Consider the following 19,768-nt stretch of genomic DNA (forward strand, 5'->3'; position numbering starts at 1 on the left):
GCTTGGCGCTGCGGCGGACGCATAGGGGGAGAGAAGTGTCACCTATGTATCCGGTTCAAAGTGTTACCCATCTATCGGCTGGACAATGGCCGCAACATCGGCGCTCTTGGCAACGCTGGCAATTGGGGAAATCAGTAGGCGACAGCGTCCTTCTCCCCGTCACTATACGGGGAGAAGTGCCCGGCAGGGCGATGAGGGGCGGCGCCGACATCGATAATAGTTCAACACAAGTTGAACCTTTCTGAATTGCACCTATGTGTTCCCGTATCTAGGTTCCGCCGACTTTTCCGCCATCAGTCTCGCGCCGTCGCGCAAGTCGTCTTCGCCCCGCCAAACCCAAGGAATTTCCCGCATGACCGAATACACCCCGCCGAAAGTCTGGAGCTGGAAGAAAGCCAATGGCGGCACGTTCGCCAGCATCAACCGGCCTATTGCCGGTCCGACGCATGACAAGGTGCTGCCGGTCGGCAAGCATCCGCTGCAGCTCTATTCGCTGGCGACGCCGAATGGGGTCAAAGTGACTGTCATGCTGGAGGAGCTTCTGGCGCTCGGCCACAAGGGCGCCGAATACGACGCCTGGCTGATCCGCATCAACGATGGCGACCAGTTCGGCTCGGGGTTTGTCGAGGTCAACCCCAACTCCAAGATCCCGGCGCTGCTCGACCGCAGCGGCAAGACGCCTGTCCGCGTCTTCGAGTCCGGTTCGATCCTGCTTTATCTCGCGGAAAAGTTCGGCGAGTTCCTGCCGACCGAACAGCCGGCGCGCGCGGAAACCTTGTCGTGGCTGTTCTGGCAGATGGGTTCGGCGCCCTATCTCGGCGGCGGCTTCGGCCATTTCTACGCCTATGCGCCGGAAAAAATCGAATACGCCATCGACCGCTTCGCCATGGAGACCAAGCGCCAGCTCGACGTGCTCGACCGGCGGCTGGCGGAGACTGAATATCTCGGCGGCGCCTTCTATTCGATCGCCGACATGGCGGTGTGGCCCTGGTATGGCGGCCTGGCGCTCGGCCGCATGTACAATGATTCCGCCGAGTTCCTGTCGGTGCAGGACTACGAGCACGTACAACGCTGGGCCAAGGCGATCGACGCCCGCCCGACCGTGCAACGCGGCCGCATGGTCAACCGCGCCTTCGGCGACCCCGCCATGCAACTGCACGAGCGCCACGACGCCAGCGATTTCGAGACGAAGACGCAGGATAAATTGGTGGTGGCGGAGTGAGCTAATCTCCCCCCTTGAGGGGGAGATGGCCGGCAGGCCAGAGGGGGTCGGCTCGACTGGGCGCGACCTCCTGCGACTGATGAAGGTTAGCGCTCCACGCGCGGCGACCCCCTCTGTCGCCTTCGGCGACATCTCCCCCTCAAGGGGGGAGATTAGCCCATCAATTTCGCCAGCCTCGGCACGCCCTCACCCACGGCGCGTTCATCAGCCAGCGTAAAGCTCATCCGCATCGTGTTGCGGCCCGAACCGTCGGCGTAGAATGCGTTGCCCGGCACGAAGGCGACGCGGGCTTCCTTGACCGAGCGGGCGAGCAGTGCCGTGGCGTCCGCACCTTCGGGCAGCGTCAGCCAAACGAACATGCCGCCTTCCGGTCGGCTCCAGCTGACGCCATCCGGCATTTCCGCTTCGAGTGCCGCAAGCAAGCCGTCGCGGCGCTGGCGATAGGCGCCGATCAGCTTTTCCACCTGGCCGTCATACACGGCCTCGGAGACCCGGTGCATCACCAGCTGGTTGATCGACGGGCTGTGCAGGTCCGACGCCTGCTTCATCAGCACCAGTCGCTCGACGACGCGGCGCGGCGCGCAGACCCAGCCGACGCGCATGCCCGGTGACAGAATCTTTGAGAACGAGCCGCAATAGAGCGTGCGGGCGTTTTCGATGCCGCCGGAGCGTTCGCAGTCGAGCGCCAGGATCGGCGGCTGGCCCTCGCCGTCATAGCGCAGCGCGCGATAGGCGGCGTCCTCGATGACGGCAATGTCGAGCTCGCCGGCGAGGTCGAGCACCGCCTCGCGCTGCTGGCGGTTCAGCGTCTCGCCGGTCGGGTTGGCGAAATCGGGCACCAGATAGGCGAATTTCACCTTGCCGCCCTCTTTTGCAAAAGTAGAGGGGGCAGCAGCCGCCGCCTGGTAGGCGGCCGGCGTCATGTTGCCGCCATCCGGCGTCAGGCGGTCGTAGCGCGGCTCATAGGCGTTGAAGGCCTGGAGCGCGCCGAGATAGGTCGGCCACGTCACGAGCGCTGTGTCGCCCGGCGACAGGAAAAGCTTGCCGAGATAATCCAGCGCCTGCTGCGAGCCGGAGGTGATGAAGATGTTGTGCTCGTCACAGGCGATGCCAAGCTTGCCCATCTGGCCGGCCAGCCAATTTCTGAGCGGCAGATGGCCTTCGGAGACCTGATACTGAAGTGCTGCGCTCGCCTCCGCGCCGCCCAGCACCGAGGCATAGGCATCGGCGATGGCTTGCGCCGGAAACAAGGCCGGATCGGGGATGCCGCCGGCAAAGGAGATGATATCGGGCTGGTCGAGCAGTTTGAGCAGCTCGCGGATTTCCGACGCCTTCATGCGCGAGGCGCGCGACGCCAACAGGTCCATCAAACTCACGAGCCCACCTCCCGGGATACGGCATCTGGTCCAGCATGACCGTCCCGGCCATGCGAATTTAGGTCAATCTGACTGACCTATTATCAGGCTCCCTCACCCGCTGGAATAGCCAGACCCTCATTCCGCGTGGCCCAGACGAAAAAGCAAACACATTTCTGCCCTGGACAGGGAAAATTGTTGCGCGCCGAGGGGCGCGGATGCAACCTCATTCCGAGCGGACCGGCATAAAAAGAAAAGCGGTCTCAACAAGGGGGGTTAAAATGACGCTTGAGCTCATCGGGGCCGGATTCGGCCGCACCGGCACATGGTCGACCTTTGCCGCGCTGAACAGGCTGGGCCTTCCCAGCTATCACATGCAGGAAGTCATCCTCAACAAGGCCAACAAGGGCCATCTCGACTTCTGGCGCAAGGTGGCCAACAGCCCGCCCGGCAGCCAGCACGACTGGACCAGAGTCTTTGCCAATTACAAGGCGACGGTCGACAATCCGGGATGCTGCGTGTGGCGCGAATTGATGGCCGCCTATCCCGACGCCAAGGTGCTGCTCACCCTGCATCCGCGCGGCGCCGAGGCCTGGTACGACAGCACCATCGACACCATCCACTTCACCGAGACATTGTGGCAGTTCAAGGTGCTGGAATGGCTGACGCCGTTCGGCCGCAAATTCGGCGGCATGTCGCACAGACTGATCTGGGGCCGCACGCTTGCCGGCGTGATGGACGACCGCGCCAAGGCGGTGGCGCGCTACAACGCCTACACCGAGGAGGTGATAGCGGCCGTGCCGCCGGAGAAGCTTCTGGTGTTCAAGGTCAGCGATGGCTGGGCGCCGCTCTGCGGCTTCCTCGGCGTGGCGCTGCCCAACGAGCCCTTCCCTAACCTCAACGACCGCGAAAGCGTGAAGAAGATCATCCGCGACATCATCAAGGGCAGCTACATCATGCTGGGGCTGTCGGTGGTGGCGGTGCTTGCGGTGATCGCGGCGCTGTGGTGGTGGCTGGGGTAGCCGCCGGACCGTCAGGGTACCGCTACTTGCGCGTGATCCAGCCGAGGAGATCCGGCTCGACGTCTTCGTGGTCGGTCAGGTCGCGAACCAGGGAAGCGGCGAGCGCGCGCCACCGCTTTTCCGGGACATTGTCTTCCATCACCGATTTGATGAAGGCGGCGCGCAGGATGGCGCAATCGAAGGCGGATACATCGAAAAGCAGTTCTGCCATTTCGGTTTTCCCCGTTCACATCGGGCGGGCGAGCCTGTCGAAGCCTCAGGCGCCAGCGCCCCATATACATGGTCACGACAGCGGATTCATACTCTTGCCGAACCAAGGTTCAACACAATTCGATTGTACGGTTTTTACCAAGCGATTGCGGTTCGTTGCCCGCTTTTGCGTCGATGCTAGATTTGCCGGGCGGCCTCTCCCCAGATGGCCGCAAATGGCCGGCGCGGCTCTGGCAACATGCTTTCACCGGCATTCGCGTCGGCCATTTCCAGCCCGTGCCAGGCTCAGCCCAGCAGGCGTTCGTATTCGGCCTCGGCCTGGCCGTAGAAGCCGTCGGCGACGGCGATCAGGCCATCCCGGTCGCGGATGACGATCTCGCCGCGCCGCGACCGGATCAGGCCGCGCCCTTCCAGGATCTGCAGGCCGATGGTGACGCCCGGACGCCTGACGCCGAGCATGACGGACAGGAACTCATGCGTGATCTGGATCTGATGGCCGACCACCCTGTCGTCACACATCAGGAGCCATCTGGCCAGCCGATCCTCGAGCTTGGCGCGGGCATTGCTCAGCGCCGTGGATTTGGTCTGGCCGTGCAGATAATGGGCATAGCGCAGCAGGAAGGCGCGAAGCGTCGGGCTTTTCTGCAACGCTGCCTTGAACGGCTCGGAACCGATGCACACCGCCTCGCCCGGCATCTGCATGTAGCAGTCATGGGGCGCCCAGTCGGCGCCCATCACCAAAGCGGAGCCCGACATGCCTTCGTGGCCGATGATGCCGACCTCGGTGTCCAGGCCCGGCCGGTTCCTCGCCACCACCGAGGCCAGGCCGTTTTCCAGGAAGCAGACCGAGGCGACCGGCTCGCCCGCCATTTCGAGCGGGGCTTTGAGATCGAGCACACGATGGTGCAAATGCGGCGCAAGCAGTGCGAAGTCGGCCGGGTTCATGCGGCGCAAGAGGCCGCTTTTCTCCTTGCTGACCGACTGGTCCATCGCTCTCTCCCGTCAAGGGCAAGAGCACATGTCATCTCCCAGCCGTCGGCGCCCTGCCCAAATGCAAACGGTCATTGGACGATAGCTGACTCGGATTCAGCCATTGTACTTCGTACAAAACCGACAAATCAGGGGCGACGCCCCATCAATCAATCCAGCAGCTTTTTCCTGGATCAGCGCTTCGGGCGGTCAGCCGCAACCATGCGCGCTTCGCGCACGATGGACGAGCGATCGTTGCCGATCAGCGATGCGATCTCTTGTATCTGCTGCTCGGAGGCCCCGGTTTCCCGCGCCAAGGCCGCGAGCGTCTCGGCGCTCAGACCGGACTGTCTCGGTTGCTCCGCCATGGCTCCAATGCCTCCTGTCGGGGCAGGAGTGCGATGGTCGCTCCCAAGCGTCAGCGCCCATTGATGTGGCCGACGATGCTGCACTGTACGCTTCCGAACAATCGATGGCGAGCGATATATTAGCGACGCTGGATGCGGCCCTAGAACGGCAGCCTTATCTCATCGATCGACCTCGACTCCGTCCAGCCAATGTCCTTCTGGATCTCCGTCGGCAGCGCATTCAGTGCGCGCACGGTCTTCCTGTGCTTGCTGGCGCGCGCCAGGGCGGCGCGAATTCTGCTGAGACTTTCAAACATCGGTTACCTCCATGCAGCAGCAGAGCGCTGCCTCGGCCCGCTCTTGCACGGCCTCTGTAACCGATCGATTGCGCGACAACGGTGAAGCGCTTCACAAACCGATGCCGGCCAGAAACATTTGTATACAAATCAATTCAGGGAACGGGAGAGTCGCTAAGGAGGCCGCGCCAGACTGCCCGCGTCCAAAGGGCCGACGTCCGCGTCGAGCTTGCGGGACGCTGGACCAAGGGCATGACGGTCTGCAATTTCGAGAAAATGGGCGCGATGCACCATTTCGGCGGTACGGCGAGCGAGCAGACCGACTTCCGCCATAGCGTGGCGATGAAGCTCGACCATGCGAAGTTCTGTGATCTGATCGTCGATGCGCTGGGCCGGTTCGTGTAGGCCAAGGGGTGACTTCCCTCTTCCCGGGCAATCGCATGGGATTGCGCCAGCTCCATATGCGATTGCCCTGCCCTCCTCCGGACCATTGCCCGCATCCTCGTCCGCCCGCTCGGCTATGGACGAATCCCATCATGCGCAATAAGGATGGGGTCTGCCGTGGCGCTTTCGCGCCGAGGCAGGCGACGTTCGTTCAATGACGCTGCGCTGGGCGCCTTTGACGCCGCCCCGCAAACGTGTCGATACCGGGGGATCTGGTCATGACCGACAACAAGCCGACCGTAGACGTTACCAAGGACTGGCAGGCAACGCAGGGCCAGAAGTCCGGGGCCACGCGGCTGCGCCTGTTCGCCGTGCTGTCGTGGGTCATCGCCATTGGCGGCGAGATCGCCGGGATCGTCTTGCTCTACAAGCACAAGTTCGACCAGGGCAACCTGCCGCTGCTGATCGGCATTCTGGTCGGCATCGCGATCTTCGCCATCGCCGGCAGCCTGCTCTGGAAGGCGGCCAACCGGAAGGACCCGGCCCGCGAATCCGACACGTTCAGGTTCTTTGTCCAGAACCAGCTCGGCGCGATCATCACCCTGATTGCCTTCCTGCCGCTGGTTATCCTGATCCTCAACGACAAGAACATGGACCCGAAGAGCAAGAAGGTGGCCGGCGGTATCGGCGCCGTGCTCGCCGTGCTGGCGACGCTGATCGGGGTCAGCTACCAACCGCCATCGGTCGAGCAGTACACGCAGGACATGAACACCTGCGCGGAACAGATCAAGGCGGGGCAGCCGACCACGGCCTGTTCGCCCGAGGTCGCCGCCCAGGCGCAGGCGATCGCCACCGACTCCACCACGGTGGCCGCGGCGACGAAGGACGCGGCGCACCCCAATGGCCAGGATGTCGTCTACTGGATCGCGCCGGAAAACGGCGCCGCCAAGTCCGACACCGAGCATGTCTTCCACCTCTGCGCAGCGGTCAGCCCGCTGAAGGACAAGACCGTCAACAGCGGCTCGGTAACGCAAGCCTACGCCCAGAACGCCATCCGCATCACGAAGCAGATCGAGATGGAACAGAAGCAGTGCGGGTTTACGGCTGCGCCGTGAATGAGGCTGCGGGCTGGCGTGGCCGATTGGGTGCGCCAAACTGGTGGTCCACATCATAGTTGTCCGTCAGTGGCGTGCGGTCCCTCGTGGCGCGAAGGCTTACATGGCGGGACTAGACGCAACGTAAGCGGCTGGGGCACGCCAAATCCCTGGCAGGGGCACGACGAAAATTGAATGTCGCATTTGGGCCGCTTCCTGCCTGTCCGGTTTCGGGTGGTAGCATTCGGAAAGCGGACACACTCGTTGACTGGCGCGACAGCTAAATCCCGTTTGCCGGACACGGCGAGGATGCCGAGGGCCTCTCGGATATCGATGTGATGAAGCCTTTCGCGTTCGTGTCGACAGGATTCAATGGATCTCGGCCGGCGGTGACAACCAGGGCGCACAACATGGCCATCGTGCGGAACTCCCGTCGCCAGTTATGTCGCCGAGCCGATGCGCCCCACGCCCGCCCTCTAGACCGAGGACAGCCCCGAGACCAAGACACGGAAGGCCGTACCCAACCCGCGGAATGAGAGTCTGATCAACCGTCGTCTCTGAGCTCCACCCCCAGCCCTGTGCAGCTTCAGCCGATCCGACTGCATGGCAAACCTGCCAAGCAGGCGAGCCTTCTTGCCTTCAACCTTTGACAGGGAACATGAGAGACTAGTCGTTCAGCTTTCCGCCACGGTGTCCCATCGTCATCTTGGATGCGTACATCGTCGGTGAACGCTTGCCTGGAAGGTTCGCCTCGAGGACGATCTGTTCGACAAAGCCCTGGTTCAACCGCGTAGCCTTCAGGTTCCTTGGCGTCAAATTCCGAATCGTCCGCCGGAATCTTGGGTTCCGGAAACGCCGGGATGATCATTATCTTGGGCTTTGGCAAATCGTAGGTATGTCCCTCATAGGCATAACCGACAATTATCCCGCACGATGTTTTCTGTTCTGGAGATGATCCGAGCATGAAGGTACTGCCTACCGTTGAAAGGACCGCAGCGCCAAAATTCTTCAGGTCGATCTTGAAATGGTAGGAGACTCTGATTGGTATTTTTGGAAATGGGATATTTCCATTTATTATATCTTGGCGGCCTTTGTTGCTGTCATACTTCTTCAATACTTCAAGTGCGTTGACATGTTGCTCGTCGGTGATAGGTTCCCCAGGCGCGGTTTCGACATACATGCCGGTGTCACCAAAGGGTGCTGGCGCACCGGGCACGCTGAGTCCAATTTCCGCCCCCAAGCCATAGAGCCTAACCTGTGTTGCGTTGTAAGCGCCTGACGGAAAGGTTAGTGTCGGTCGGTGATAGTCGTCGCTCATTTTCCTCGCTCCTTTTTGCTGCATCCTTCAGTTCACAAGATCTCCCGCCAGCTGAAATTCTCATCGAATTTTTCCGCGAGCATCGGCGCGACGCGATCGCTGGAGTCCACCACCAACGCCGCGGCCTTTTCGAACGACAGGTCGTCCGCATCGAGGCGTGGCCATGCCTGAGCAAGTGCGAGAGCCACCTCGTCCCTTGCTCTGATCAGCATGCTCTTGAACATGAAGGGCCGAGCGCGGAAGGCGCGGGACGTGAAATCCGAAATGCGCTGCATGTCGGATTGGTCGACATCCTTGATATCGATCCCCAGCAGCCGCTCGTCGGCCAACCCCTCGTGCACCAGTGCCGCGTGGTAGACGTGGACGATCGTGTCGAACACAGCCCCCGTGAATGGCCGTGACCTGTCATGGATTTCCGCCGTCACCTCCGACATGCGGCGTGCGTTGCTGGCGAGGCGGATCTGCCGATCGCCAGTCAGCTCGGCAATCCGGTTCAACTCATTGAGAACAAGCAGGTTGCCATTGCAGTGCCGCAGCAGCCGGTCCATGCCGCTGTCGAAATTCAGGAAGGACAAGAGCGAGACCAGATCCGAGCTGGCTTCGTGGAACGGTCCGAAATCGCCTTGAGTCAGGCCGCCAGTTGGTGTCCCGAACAGCGAAAACAAGATTGCGTGGCCGACCTCATGTGCGATCACATCGAAGTTGAGCGCATAGGGATAGTTGCCTCCGTCGATGCCGCGCTCTCGGCCGAGTTCCAGATAGCCATAGCCCGATTGCGCATTCTCCCAGTCGACGAAGGGGATGATTTCGAGCCGCTCGAACGTCTCGGCGAAATACCAGACAATCGGTTTGCCGAGGTAGCTTTCCCAGATGTCCAGCACGCGGCTGACCGAGGCGAAAGCGTGCGCAGAAAGGAACTGCCGCGAGGTCAAGGAAAGCTGATCGAAATGGCCGTCAAAGCCAGCCTGTGCAGGTGGAAAGGTTTCGCCGACAAACGGTGGCAGATAAGGGTAGTCATAAGGCTCCTTGTCGAGGAGCGGATCGCGAACGTAGATGCGGTGATCTTCCGGGCCGGAGCGGATCAGATCGGGTGGAGTAGAAATCCATACTGTTTCGGGTGTTCCGTAACCCGAAAGGTGAGGGACCTGCGGGTAGACCAGGAACCGCGTACCCAGCACACCTTGCGCAACGGCACGATCGACCGCGTCCAATTGCTTGGCCCCCTCTGACGATGCCACGCTATCACGGTGCTTACGTTACGTAAATCGTCGGCCGCCAAGAGGTCAGGGCCTATAGCGCCAGCCCCGCATCATCCATATCCTTGGAGAAGGCCGTGGTTAGCTGTAATTCCGGCACGGGGTATGCTTTTTCAAATGCTTGCTCTCGCAAAAGTTCGAGTGCCCGCAGGGCATCTTGCTTTTTTTGCTGGACGAAAGCGGCGCCGAGCTCCCTGCACAAGTTCTCGACGTCGTCCTTGCCGTCGTGCGCATCCCGGACCATCCGTGCCAGGGTGCGATCGCGAAAATTGACGGCCTGTGCCGCACCCTCGAGCCTCGCCTGCTGTTCGGGTGAAATCACGCCGCGCCGGCAAGCAGCACGAAGGGTCCGGCGCAGGTCAATCAGCGCATGCGTCAATTGAGCGAAATTCACCTCGGCCGGTCCATGCAATACCGCTACTGCGTCGTCGGGTGCAAAGGCGCAGCGGCGATACCATCGGTAGATAAGCCCGACGCCTTGCATATGGGGGAACAGCTCGGCTGCTCGAAGGGCACCCATGCTGGCCGCGCCGACGACATGAATGCCGCGGCTGAGGGCCCACAGGATTTCCTTGTGCCGAACCGCCGGCTCGGTCTGAAAACCGCCATCTATGAGAAGGATCGCACTCGGGTCGAAATGCTGCACGGCCGAAACGATCGAGCCTTGCACGGCCGGGGGAAGGCATACCGCATCGACGACCTTCAACGCGTCGGAATGGGACACGGTAGGGCCAGTGAAGACGAGTTTCGGGCGCATAATCCCTACCCCTGCAAGAGCGGCTGCAAGGCAGGGATGACAATCCTGACAACCGACAGGGCGTCGAACGGTTTCGTTCCCACCCGGATTAGGTGAACCGCATCGAACCCTCTCTCTTCGAGAATTGCCAAGAGGACCGACAGCCCGTCCGACGCCGTGTTGAACTTCTGCTCGGCGAACGCGCCGAAATCCACGCTGCGCGGGCCGTCGCGGAGGAGCCGGCGATGCGCTGCAATCACCTGCCGATCGGGGTATTTCGGATAGGACGCGCGCGTCAGGTCATCGCGCGCGCCCGAGATCGCCGCCAGACGGGCCTGGGCCGCTTCGTAGATGGCGTGCACCGCCGCGCCGGCGGGAGTGAAACCGGCAGCCGAGCCATCAGCCGGATGATCCAAAAGGACCGTTTCTGTCGGTTCGTCTTCCAGCAGATGGCACCACACCACCGGTATGCCCAACGGCGACAAAGCTTGCCAAAGGCCAACCAGCACGTTCTTGGCCGCCAAAGTTTCCAGGAGATCGCGGAGCGACGGATCATCGATCGTCTCGGGATCGATGCGTTGACGGTGGAAAAACCCGTGGGTCCGGTATGCCGTGGCGATCGCGTCGCGTTCGATGCATTCAAGCATGCCATGAACGATGGCATCCGGCTCCGCGAAGCCTGCTGCCAAACCGCTCGTCGATGCCGCGAAAATGCCGTCATGGGGCAGCGACGGCAACACATAGGCGGTGTGCACGAGCTCGAACGGGACCAGGTCGCGGCTGCCGGTAAGAAGATTGTCTGCGGCTACCCACGCGGTCTCCCTGCCGCGCCATCCCGGCGCGGTGCCCCCTTGGAGATACCTTTCGAAACGATCTGGCGGGATGCCCAATTGATCGGCGCAGCCGACGACTGGTTCGAAATTCGCCACCTGCTCTGCAAAGAAGCTCTCGGCCGATTCCAGCATGGCCGATATCCCGGCTTGCACCAGGGTGGCGCCCTTGCCTTGCGCGACCGCGTTGGAGAGCGAGAAAGGTCTTGTCACCTGCACGACCGGGATACCAAGCTGGTCGAGCCCGGTGATGTCGGCGATCCGCGTGATGCCCAGGCCTTCGCGCATCTTCATCAGCCTCGCCAGCGCCTCGTCGGGCGGCGGACCAAGGCGTTGATATCGCTCCAGCATCGCGGATGCTCTTGCAGGGCCCGCTAGTGCCGAACGGCCGATTCGGGATTGACGATCAGCGCGGCGCCCGGCTCGAGAGCGGATTTCGCACGTTCGACCCGATCGCGATAGCGCGACGACAGTTCAGGCGACAGGCCTGATGATTGAAGGGTCTCGTATGTACTGACGAGGAAAGGCACGGCACTTTGCTCCGCGGCTATGGCGATGCTCTTTTCGAGGGCAGCGATTACGTCCGCCTCCGCATCGCCCTGGAGAAGAAGTAGCTCCGCCCTTCGCCTGTAGAGCTCTGCCAGCCAGAAGCGGCTGCCGCCGGCCTCGGCCTGCGCCACAGCCGAGCCCAGCAACGCGAGCGCCTCATCGACCTCGGCAGTTCGTGTCAAAAGCTCTGCCAGCATGCCGCAATAGACCGGTTCGTCCTCAGGCGTCTGGAACTCGCCATGGAGGCCAAGGCCTTGCCGCATTTTCTCCCTGCCGCTCTCGACCTGGCCGGCGTTGCCGTCGCACCAGCCTTCGAAGATTTGCGCTGCGGCGGCGAGAGCGGGCATATAATGGCGCTCCGTCAAGTGGCGCAGATCCGCTATCACGCTTCGTAACCTCGAAAAATCTCGGCGATAGCAATGCAGCATCGCCTCGTTGAGATAGGCATGTGCGATGCTGCCGGCATGTCCGGTTTGCTGCGCCCAGCTCCTAGCTTCCGACATCGAATGGATCGCGCTTGCCGGCTTTCCGACAAACCAAAGCGACAAGGCGCGGTGGGCGAGCCCGCAGACCCTCGCGTCATGCCCGCCGTACAACGCAGCATTGGCTTTGCCCTGGCCGTGCTCATAGAGCGAAAGTCCTGCGTCGACTGCCGCGATGCAGCGGTCGTGGCGGCCAAGATTGAAGTCGATTGCCCACACGCAATGCCTGGCCTGGAGTTGCACTTCGGCATCCTCGACATCCCTGAGATCGCTGAGCACCACTTCCGCGCGCTCGCCGTCCATGACGGTATCCGTGAACCACCAGCCCCAGTAGATCGGGAACCACTTGGCCCGCTCGGCCACCGGCCGCCGCCGGGCTATCACCACGCCGTCCTCGTACAATTTGCGGGCGGGCCCCGAGTTCGGACCTTCGACAGCGGTCAGGATGGGACCGAGCACGATCATAGCCGATAGCCGCAGCGCGTCTCGCCTGTCGGCTGCCGCAACGTGCTCGCAGAGCGCCAATGCATGCTCGAGTATCTGCCTCGCTTCCGCCATTGCCGAGCGCGACGAGCTTTCCGTGCCTGCGATCACGAACTGAGCGATCGCGTCCTCCATAAGGCCTGCGCGCTCGGCGTGCTCGGCGACCTCGGCGGTGCTCAGCCACCCGGCCAGGTTTCGGTTGCGGCTCACCGCGGCAAACAGGTGGCGATGCAAGGCCTGCCGTTTCTTGCGCAGCGTTGCGTTGTAGATCGTCTCCTGGATAAGCGCATGGCGCACGCCATAGACCGGAACGCCAAAAGGCCGCACGCGGATCAGGAACCCGGCCTCGCTCAGTGAATCCAGCGCGTTTGCGATGATTTCGTCGTCGAGCTCCGGCAACAACGCGCGCAACAATTCCTGATTGAAACGATTGCCCGCGACGGCCGCGGCGCGCGCGACTTCGCGTGCCGGCCCTAGCGTTTCGAGCCTGGCCTCGAGGCATGACTACGCGTCGCGGTCTGCGCCAGCCGATCCGTTGCCGAGGCCGCGTTCTCGGCCATCCACTGGCAGATTTCTTCGATGAACAGCGGGACGCCTCCGGTCACGCGTTCCACCACGTCGAGCAATTCCGGGGAAGTTGAAGGCTTGCCTTGCGGCCACATGGCCGCGATCGCCAGCCGCGTTTGCTCGCGGTTGAGCGGCTTTAGCGAGATATGCCTTGGATTCGATGCTGCCAGCCAGCTCCCGGATTCAGGGCGCGTGGTCACGATGACAAGCGCCCGGAAGTGACGGGCCGACTGTGCAAGCTCAGCCAACAATTGTCTAGACGTCAGGTCGATCCAATGGATGTCCTCGACCACCAGGACGATCGGTCCGCTGGCGCACAGGGCTTCGAGCGAGTGGCGAACCGCCCAATTGGCTTTCGCGCGCATCGCCTCGGCGTCGATTTCCTTAAGCATCGGATCGGCTCCCGCAGCGCCGAGCAGGAACGAGAAGACGTCTATGATTTCAGGATCGCGGACGTCATGATCGCGGAATACTTCTGCCACAGCGGCAGCGCTCAGCTGTCCTTCGTTGCCGGCGAAATCGCCGCGTACGTTCTGTAGCAGCGGATGCAGCGCCGAGCGCAAGCCGCCGGGCGTGCACTGGAAGAGCAGCAGTTTCGCGCGCTGGTGACGCGTGCGCCGGCGCACTTCGTGAAGAATGCGCGACTTGCCGATCCCGGCCTCGCCCTCGATCACCACCACGCCGCCGTTTCCTGCAACGGCGCTGTCCCATGCTTCGGCGATCGTGGCAAGTTCGGCCTCGCGATCGACGAGCGGACTGCTCAGCCGCCCGAAGGCGAAGAAGCGGTCGACCTCGCGCTTGTGACTCAGCGCGCGCCAGACCAGCTCCGGCTCGGCAAAACCCTTGATCGTATGGCTGCCCCTAAAGCTGAACACATGCGACCGTCGCGCCAGGTTGCGTGTCGCCTCCGAGACTAACACCGTATCCGGCTGCGCGATGGCCTGGAGCCGCGTGGCCATCGCGAAGGCAGGGCCGGTGACATTGTCACGACCCGTCTCGGCGTCACCCTTCTGGATCAGGGTCATCGATGTCGCGATTCCGACCCGGACATGCAAATCGGCGCGGCCTTGGTTCGAACCGACGCGCCTGCAGGCGTCGATGATTTCGAGCCCGGCCCGGATCGCCAGCGATGCCGCATCCTTGGCGTCTATTTCGGCAGGAAACAAAGCAACGCCGCCATCGCCGACCTCGACCTCTACGGCACCCGAGCACGACGCGACCGCCTGTCTCGCCGCCCGCTGGAAGGCTGATATCAGTTCCTCGAACTCTTCAATGTCCAGGATGCCAAGAAGGTCAGTCGATCCGACCAGGTCGTAGCAGAGCGCGGTCAGGATCCGGCGCTCATGCCGGGCTTCCGACGCATTGTTACCGTTGCCGCCCAGAAAACCTGTTGCCACCGACGCCGCCGGCAACGCGACCGGACTCTTCTCCGACATGCTGGGATTTCCTCGCCGAGCACAGTGACGGCAATATTAGCAAAGTGCGATGCTGTTCACAAAACACTTGATCAGTAGGGAGGGCAGGAAAAAGCCGATGCTGGGATCATTATGGAGAGAAATGCTCACGGCGCAAACTCCCCATGGCGTTGACACCAACTGTGACCGCTTTTGGCGGGCGGCCGGGATGACTTCGATGACCGAGATGAGGCGCGAAGCGGCCGTTCCCATACGTTGCCGCAATGCAACAAGGCCCCTCGGGGCCTTGCGCATCACCTCAATAGACGCGCTCTGCCCGCCCCTCACTTCCCCATCAGCTGCTTGGCATTCTCGGCCGTGATCGCGGTGGTCTCCACCGTCACCGTCTTGTCCACCTCGGTCGCGCAATCGAGCAGGATCTTTTTCGACATCTCGATCGCTTCCTTGGCGCCCGTCGGGTAGGTGAAGGTTGCGACCCAGTCGCCCTTGGCCACCGCCTCGATGCCGCCAGCCGGGCCCGGCAGGCCGTCTGTGCCGATGATCTTGACGTCCTTGCCCGCCCCCTTGGCGGCGAGCAGCGCGCCGGCGGCCATCATGTCGTTGGAGGCGTAGAGCACCTTGATGTCGGGGTGCGCCTGCAGCATGGCGGCGAAGGCGACTTGCGCCTTGTCCGGCACCCAGTCGGCGGCCTGCTCGGCGACGATCTGGACCTTCGGGTTGCCTTTCACGCCTTCCTTGAAGCCGTTGAGGCGCTCCACCGCCGGCGTCGAGCTCGGCAGGCCTTGCAGCACCGCCGCCTCGCCGCCATCGGGCAGCAGCGTCTTGGCGGTGTACTTTCCGGCTTCCTCGGCGATCTTGAAATTGTCGCCGCCGATGAAGGCGGTGTAGTCCTTGCCGGGGTCGCCGACCGTCTTGCGGTCAAGCTCGATGACCGGGATGCCGGCATCCATGGCGCGCTTCACCGCCGGCGTCAGCGGTGCGGCCTCGAAGGGCGAGATCAAAAGGATATCGACCTTCTGGGTGATGAAATTGTCGACCTGCGAGGTCTGCGTGTTGACGTTGCCGGCGCCGTCGGCGATCTGCAGCGTGAAGCCGGGCACTTCCTTGGCCGCCGCCTCAAGCTCGTCATTGACGTGCTGGCGGTAGGGCTCGGCATTGTTGGCCTGCGAAAAGCCGATGACGAACTGGCCGTCCTTGGCGCAGGCTTTCACCAGCGGCTCGGCGGCGTAAGCGGAGCCTGCAATGCACAGGCCAGCGCCTGCCAGCAGGACGGCCTTGAGGGTCGATCCTCTTAGTGTCGTTTTCATAACTCACTCTCCTCCTCGTCTGGCCGGGGGGCCAGACCTTGGTTTGACGTTCACGTGTTGCCGTCTCCTCCTTGTTTGTTGGTGCATGTCGTCATCGCAAAACCTTTTGCGCGACATGCACTAACGACCCAACCCCTCGCGGCGGCGAACGAGGGATTGAAGCACTGCCGCCAGCACGATGATCGCGGCGGTCGCGAGCAGCTGCATGGCGGGCGTGATGTTGTTGAGCTGCAGGATGTTGGCGAGCGCGCCAAGCATGATGGTTCCGGCGACGGTGCCGACCATCGAGCCGGCGCCGCCGAACAGGCTGGTACCGCCGATGACCACGGCGGCGATGGCCGTCAGCTCATAGCCCATGCCGTCATTGGCGCTGCCGAAATTGAACTGGCCGGCATGGACGATGCCTGCGAGTGCAGCGGCAAAGCCGGTGATGGCATAGACCGATATCTTCACCATCGAGACCGGCACGCCGGATATGCGCGCGGCGCGCTCATTGCCGCCGACGGCAAAAACATAGCGGCCGAAGCGCGTGGTGTTGAGCACGATGGTGGCGATCGCGGCAAAGACGACGAACACAAGCGTTGCCACCGGCACGGTGTTGTTGAACAGCCGCTCGCCCAGCACGGCGAACACCGGCGGCGCCAAGCCCGGCCCTTCGCCGTAGGAAATGTTGATGTACTGGTTGCCGGAGACGACCAGCGCCAGCCCGCGCGCGGCCTGCAGGCCAGCCAGCGTGACGATGAACGGCTCCAGCCGGAAGCGCGTCGAGATGGTGCCCTGGATGGCGCCGAAGACGATGCCCAAAGCGAGCACGGCGAGGATGGTGGGGATCAGGCCGAAGCCGCCGGAGATCATCATCGATGCGGTGACGACGCTGGACAGGCCAAGCACCGCGCCGACCGAGAGGTCGATGCCGGCGGTGATGATGACGAAGGTCATGCCGATGGCGATGATGCCGGTCTCCGACACGGCGCGCACGATGTTGGCGATGTTGTCGGGGTTGAGGAACAGGATCTCGCCATGGCGGCGCGGCGAGAAGATGATGCCGCCGATCGCCACCAGCACGAGGCCGATCAGGCTCTGGAAGCGCACGATGAGCGCCAGCGGGTCGCGATGCTTTTGAGGCGCCGCCGTCACCGGGCTCGCTGCCACTGGATTGTTGTCCTGAGACATCAGGCCTCCCTGCCGTTAGCCGCGGCCAGCACCGTGTGCTCGTCGACGCCGCCCATGAATTCCGCCACATTGCGCCCCTGGCGCAGCACCACGATGCGGTCGCACAGACCGATCAGCTCCGGCATCTCGCTGGACGCCACCAGAATGCCGAGCCCTTGCGCGGCGAGTGCCCTGAGCCGCTGGTAGATCTCGCCCTTGGCGCCGACATCGACGCCGCGTGTCGGCTCGTCGAGAAGCAACAGGCGCGGATTGCCGAGGATCTCCTTGGCCAGCACCACCTTCTGCTGGTTGCCGCCAGACAGCGCGCCGACGGCGATATCGGGGTTCTTCGGGCGGATATCGAACTGACCGAAGGATTCCTTCACGGCCTCGGCCTGGCGGCGCGGCGAGACCAGCCAGTTCGGCGAGATCCTGGATATGACCGACATCACTAGATTGAGGCCGACCGCCATGCGCAGCATCAGGCCCGAGCCCCTGCGATCGTCGGTGACGAAGGCGATGCCGGCGTGGCGGGCAGCGCTGATCGAATCCAATTTTACCGGGCGGCCTGATATGGCGACCTCGCCCTCCCAGCGGCCGGACAGGCCGGTGCCGTAGAGCGCGGACAAGAGCTCGGTGCGCCCGGCCCCCATGATGCCGGCAAGACCGACGATCTCGCCTTCATGGACATCGAGCGAAACGCCTTGCGGCGCCTGCCAGCCGGCGCTGTCGCGGGCGAGTTTGAAGCTGGCGTTCCTCAGGCTGAGCAGCGGCTTGCCCGCCGCTTTGGCGCGTTGGGGATAGAGCTCGTCCAAGGGCCGTCCGACCAGCAGCCTGACCAGCTCGGCCTGCGGCGCGTGCGGCTCGGTGATGCCGGCAACACGGCCGTCGCGCATCACAGTCACGCGGTCGGCAATGCCTGGCACTTCCTCCAGCCGGTGCGAGATGTAGACGATGCCGACGCCGGTGGCGGCGAGCTTGCGCATGATGTCGAACAGCCGCTCGACTTCGCCGACGGTGAGTGCGGCCGTCGGCTCGTCCATGATCAGCACGCGCGAGGCGTAAGACAGCGCCTTGACGATCGCGACCACCTGGCGCTGGCCGATCGACAGATCGGCCACCATGGCAGCCGGATCGATGGCGATCTCGATCGCCTCCAGCCGCTTCTTGGCCTCGCGGCGCATTGCCGGCACGTCGAGGAAGCCGCCCGGACGCATCAGTTCGCGGCCGAGGAACAGGTTGGCCGCGACATCCAGCGACGGCACCAGGTCGAGCTCCTGGAAGATGGTGGCGATGCCGGCCGCTTGCGCCTCACGCGGGTTGTTGAAACGCACGGGTTTGCCGTCGATCTCGATGGTGCCTTCGTCCGGCGTGTAGACGCCCGACAAAAGGTTCATCAGCGTCGACTTGCCGGCGCCGTTTTCGCCGAGCAGCGCATGGATTTCGCCGGCCTTGAGATCGAAGTCGACGCCACGCAGCGCCTGCACACCGCCGAAGCGTTTGACGGCGCCGGTCATCACCAGCAGCGGCGCGGTCATGTTAGCCTCGTGTGGGTCGGCCTCCCGCAGGAGGCGCGCGCCCGCAGCGTCGCCTGCAGCCGCACCGAACGTGGCTCTGAACCGGTCGCCGCGATGCGGGCGCTGAGCAGGGCTGCCGCCTGCCTGCCTATCTCGGTGCAGGGCTGGGCAACCAGCGTCAGGCGCGGTTCGAAACAATCGGCCCATTCGAAATCGTCGAAGCCGGCCAGCGACAGATCGCCCGGAATGGTGAGGCCCTTTTCGCGGATGGCGCGGACGGCTCCGATCGTCGTCATGTTGTTGCCGGTGACCAATGCGGTTGGTGGCGACGGCAGCGACAGGATGGCGTGGGTGGATGCGGTCGCCGCCGCCGTGTCGACATTCTCGGCCGAGAGATAGCGCGGCACGCACTCAAGTCCATTGGCGGCGAGCGAAGCCTGGAACGCCTCGATGCGCTCGCGCGTCGTCGTCAGGCCGGGCTGTCCGGCGATATAGCCGATGCGCTTGTGGCCGAAGGAGGCGACATGGTCGATCAGCGCGCGCATCGACGTTTCGTTCTCGACGCCGATCTGGTCGAAGCGCTCGTCGGCGAAACGGTCGATCAGAACGCATGGCATCTTCTTGTCGGCGAGATAGTCGATGGCGCGCTGCGGCGAGCCCGACGGCGCCAGGATGACGCCGTCGACGCGGCGCTGATGGAAAGCGCGCACCACCTGCAGCTCGCGGTCGGGATCTTCCTGGGTGTCCGACAGGAAGACCATCAGCCCGAGCCGCGCGCATTCGGCCTCGACCGCGCAGATGATGTCGGTGAAATAAGGGTTGGAGATCGCCGAGATCGCCAGGCCGACGCTGTTGGTGGTCGAGGCCTTCAGCGAGCGCGCCAGCTCGTTGGGCTGGTAGCCCATGGCGGCAATGGCGTCGTTGATCAGCCTCGCCTTTTCCAGCGAAACGAAGCGCGTGTTGTTGACGACATGCGAGACGGTCGACACCGACACGCCGGCGCGCCGCGCCACTTCAGCCATTGTCGGCAAGACATATCAGCGCCTGCAAGCGCTCCTCCCTTTTGCGTTTCCCGTCCGCTCTGATGGCGGATTTTAAGGGAGCTTAGGGCGATCGAAACGTTTGCGCAATCGATTCGATGCAAATTTTTAGCGGGGCTTATCTCCCCCCTCGAGGGGGAGGATGTCGCCGAAGGCGACAGAGGGGGTCGCCGCGCGTGAGGCGCCAACCTTCCATCTGCAGCAAGGACGTCGAGCC

The 19,768-nt window shown here is 63.2% G+C and carries 19 protein-coding genes; 4 read left to right on the top strand and 15 right to left on the bottom strand.

Annotated elements, in window-relative coordinates:
* The first annotated feature begins 352 nt into the window (after positions 1 to 352).
* Positions 353 to 1,222 (top strand): glutathione-dependent disulfide-bond oxidoreductase, encoded by an 870-nt coding sequence (gene yghU, locus NKJ75_RS26085; protein ID WP_023693764.1) that lies wholly within the window; start codon positions 353 to 355, stop codon positions 1,220 to 1,222.
* A 152-nt stretch (positions 1,223 to 1,374) separates the two neighbouring features.
* On the opposite strand, the gene NKJ75_RS26090 is transcribed toward yghU, so the two are convergent.
* The gene (locus NKJ75_RS26090) at positions 1,375 to 2,589 is read right to left on the bottom strand and encodes an aminotransferase-like domain-containing protein (RefSeq protein WP_352500390.1); all 1,215 of its coding nucleotides are present in this window, start codon (positions 2,587 to 2,589) and stop codon (positions 1,375 to 1,377) included.
* A gap of 269 nt (positions 2,590 to 2,858) precedes the next feature.
* On the opposite strand from NKJ75_RS26090, the gene NKJ75_RS26095 reads away from it, so the two are divergent.
* Positions 2,859 to 3,599, top strand: a complete 741-nt coding sequence (locus tag NKJ75_RS26095) for a sulfotransferase family protein (RefSeq protein ID WP_352500358.1) — start codon at positions 2,859 to 2,861, stop codon at positions 3,597 to 3,599.
* A 22-nt stretch (positions 3,600 to 3,621) separates the two neighbouring features.
* On the opposite strand, the gene NKJ75_RS26100 is transcribed toward NKJ75_RS26095, so the two are convergent.
* The 4 genes from NKJ75_RS26100 to NKJ75_RS26115 all read right to left on the bottom strand — a co-directional run bounded on the left by NKJ75_RS26100 (position 3,622) and on the right by NKJ75_RS26115 (position 5,442).
* A complete protein-coding gene (locus NKJ75_RS26100; RefSeq protein ID WP_023671412.1) occupies positions 3,622 to 3,810 on the bottom strand; it encodes a hypothetical protein in 189 nt (62 codons plus the stop codon).
* Positions 3,811 to 4,094: 284 nt separating this feature from the next.
* Complete coding sequence (locus tag NKJ75_RS26105) at positions 4,095 to 4,799, bottom strand: Crp/Fnr family transcriptional regulator (protein ID WP_352500359.1); 705 nt, start codon at positions 4,797 to 4,799, stop codon at positions 4,095 to 4,097.
* Between the two features lie 173 nt (positions 4,800 to 4,972).
* Entirely contained in the window at positions 4,973 to 5,146 is a 174-nt protein-coding gene (locus NKJ75_RS26110; RefSeq protein WP_023671410.1) for a hypothetical protein, read from the bottom strand.
* 140 nt (positions 5,147 to 5,286) lie between these two features.
* On the bottom strand, positions 5,287 to 5,442 hold the full coding sequence (locus tag NKJ75_RS26115; RefSeq protein ID WP_023671409.1) for a DUF1127 domain-containing protein: 156 nt from the start codon (positions 5,440 to 5,442) through the stop codon (positions 5,287 to 5,289).
* Between the two features lie 231 nt (positions 5,443 to 5,673).
* Here NKJ75_RS26115 and NKJ75_RS26120 point away from each other — a divergent pair, with 231 nt between their 5' ends.
* Both NKJ75_RS26120 and NKJ75_RS26125 read left to right on the top strand, forming a co-directional pair.
* Positions 5,674 to 5,826 carry a hypothetical protein gene (locus NKJ75_RS26120; protein ID WP_352500360.1) on the top strand — a complete coding sequence of 51 codons (153 nt, stop codon included), beginning with the start codon at positions 5,674 to 5,676 and terminating at the stop codon, positions 5,824 to 5,826.
* 257 nt (positions 5,827 to 6,083) lie between these two features.
* Positions 6,084 to 6,920, top strand: a complete 837-nt coding sequence (locus NKJ75_RS26125; RefSeq protein WP_352500361.1) for an SLC5/6 family protein — start codon at positions 6,084 to 6,086, stop codon at positions 6,918 to 6,920.
* A gap of 565 nt (positions 6,921 to 7,485) precedes the next feature.
* On the opposite strand, the gene NKJ75_RS26130 is transcribed toward NKJ75_RS26125, so the two are convergent.
* The 10 genes from NKJ75_RS26130 to NKJ75_RS26175 form a co-directional block, all read right to left on the bottom strand.
* A complete protein-coding gene (locus tag NKJ75_RS26130) occupies positions 7,486 to 8,217 on the bottom strand; it encodes a hypothetical protein (RefSeq protein WP_352500362.1) in 732 nt (243 codons plus the stop codon).
* Between the two features lie 32 nt (positions 8,218 to 8,249).
* Positions 8,250 to 9,428, bottom strand: a complete 1,179-nt coding sequence (locus tag NKJ75_RS26135; protein WP_023689836.1) for a gluzincin family metallopeptidase — start codon at positions 9,426 to 9,428, stop codon at positions 8,250 to 8,252.
* 79 nt (positions 9,429 to 9,507) lie between these two features.
* A complete protein-coding gene (locus tag NKJ75_RS26140) occupies positions 9,508 to 10,230 on the bottom strand; it encodes a TfuA-like protein (RefSeq protein ID WP_352500363.1) in 723 nt (240 codons plus the stop codon).
* 5 nt (positions 10,231 to 10,235) lie between these two features.
* Positions 10,236 to 11,390, bottom strand: a complete 1,155-nt coding sequence (locus NKJ75_RS26145) for a YcaO-like family protein (RefSeq protein ID WP_050591298.1) — start codon at positions 11,388 to 11,390, stop codon at positions 10,236 to 10,238.
* Positions 11,391 to 11,413: 23 nt separating this feature from the next.
* Complete coding sequence (locus NKJ75_RS26150; protein WP_352500364.1) at positions 11,414 to 12,964, bottom strand: ATP-binding protein; 1,551 nt, start codon at positions 12,962 to 12,964, stop codon at positions 11,414 to 11,416.
* 62 nt (positions 12,965 to 13,026) lie between these two features.
* Positions 13,027 to 14,556, bottom strand: coding sequence for an AAA family ATPase (locus NKJ75_RS26155; RefSeq protein ID WP_352500365.1), 1,530 nt, complete (start codon positions 14,554 to 14,556; stop codon positions 13,027 to 13,029).
* Positions 14,557 to 14,858: 302 nt separating this feature from the next.
* Positions 14,859 to 15,842 carry a substrate-binding domain-containing protein gene (locus NKJ75_RS26160; protein ID WP_023689831.1) on the bottom strand — a complete coding sequence of 328 codons (984 nt, stop codon included), beginning with the start codon at positions 15,840 to 15,842 and terminating at the stop codon, positions 14,859 to 14,861.
* Between the two features lie 120 nt (positions 15,843 to 15,962).
* Positions 15,963 to 17,015: an ABC transporter permease gene (locus NKJ75_RS26165; RefSeq protein ID WP_023671400.1), complete on the bottom strand. Its 1,053-nt coding sequence runs from the start codon at positions 17,013 to 17,015 to the stop codon at positions 15,963 to 15,965.
* Positions 17,015 to 18,532 carry a sugar ABC transporter ATP-binding protein gene (locus NKJ75_RS26170; protein ID WP_023693773.1) on the bottom strand — a complete coding sequence of 506 codons (1,518 nt, stop codon included), beginning with the start codon at positions 18,530 to 18,532 and terminating at the stop codon, positions 17,015 to 17,017. Before NKJ75_RS26170 ends, NKJ75_RS26165 begins: the two co-directional genes overlap by 1 nt.
* Positions 18,529 to 19,542: a LacI family DNA-binding transcriptional regulator gene (locus NKJ75_RS26175; RefSeq protein WP_023834496.1), complete on the bottom strand. Its 1,014-nt coding sequence runs from the start codon at positions 19,540 to 19,542 to the stop codon at positions 18,529 to 18,531. The genes NKJ75_RS26170 and NKJ75_RS26175 overlap by 4 nt, the downstream gene beginning before the upstream one ends.
* Positions 19,543 to 19,768: the final 226 nt, after the last annotated feature.

The organism is Mesorhizobium sp. M0058, assembly GCF_040323095.1.
In the GTDB taxonomy this organism is placed as follows: domain Bacteria; phylum Pseudomonadota; class Alphaproteobacteria; order Rhizobiales; family Rhizobiaceae; genus Mesorhizobium.

Coding starts and splice junctions, on each gene's coding strand:
- yghU (WP_023693764.1), top strand. CDS start 353: ATGACCGAATACACCCCGCCGAAAGTCTGGAGCTGGAAGAAAGCCAAT.
- NKJ75_RS26090 (WP_352500390.1), bottom strand. CDS start 2,589: ATGGACCTGTTGGCGTCGCGCGCCTCGCGCATGAAGGCGTCGGAAATC.
- NKJ75_RS26095 (WP_352500358.1), top strand. CDS start 2,859: ATGACGCTTGAGCTCATCGGGGCCGGATTCGGCCGCACCGGCACATGG.
- NKJ75_RS26100 (WP_023671412.1), bottom strand. CDS start 3,810: ATGGCAGAACTGCTTTTCGATGTATCCGCCTTCGATTGCGCCATCCTG.
- NKJ75_RS26105 (WP_352500359.1), bottom strand. CDS start 4,799: ATGGACCAGTCGGTCAGCAAGGAGAAAAGCGGCCTCTTGCGCCGCATG.
- NKJ75_RS26110 (WP_023671410.1), bottom strand. CDS start 5,146: ATGGCGGAGCAACCGAGACAGTCCGGTCTGAGCGCCGAGACGCTCGCG.
- NKJ75_RS26115 (WP_023671409.1), bottom strand. CDS start 5,442: ATGTTTGAAAGTCTCAGCAGAATTCGCGCCGCCCTGGCGCGCGCCAGC.
- NKJ75_RS26120 (WP_352500360.1), top strand. CDS start 5,674: ATGACGGTCTGCAATTTCGAGAAAATGGGCGCGATGCACCATTTCGGC.
- NKJ75_RS26125 (WP_352500361.1), top strand. CDS start 6,084: ATGACCGACAACAAGCCGACCGTAGACGTTACCAAGGACTGGCAGGCA.
- NKJ75_RS26130 (WP_352500362.1), bottom strand. CDS start 8,217: ATGAGCGACGACTATCACCGACCGACACTAACCTTTCCGTCAGGCGCT.
- NKJ75_RS26140 (WP_352500363.1), bottom strand. CDS start 10,230: ATGCGCCCGAAACTCGTCTTCACTGGCCCTACCGTGTCCCATTCCGAC.
- NKJ75_RS26145 (WP_050591298.1), bottom strand. CDS start 11,390: ATGCTGGAGCGATATCAACGCCTTGGTCCGCCGCCCGACGAGGCGCTG.
- NKJ75_RS26155 (WP_352500365.1), bottom strand. CDS start 14,556: ATGTCGGAGAAGAGTCCGGTCGCGTTGCCGGCGGCGTCGGTGGCAACA.
- NKJ75_RS26160 (WP_023689831.1), bottom strand. CDS start 15,842: ATGAAAACGACACTAAGAGGATCGACCCTCAAGGCCGTCCTGCTGGCA.
- NKJ75_RS26165 (WP_023671400.1), bottom strand. CDS start 17,015: ATGTCTCAGGACAACAATCCAGTGGCAGCGAGCCCGGTGACGGCGGCG.
- NKJ75_RS26170 (WP_023693773.1), bottom strand. CDS start 18,532: ATGACCGCGCCGCTGCTGGTGATGACCGGCGCCGTCAAACGCTTCGGC.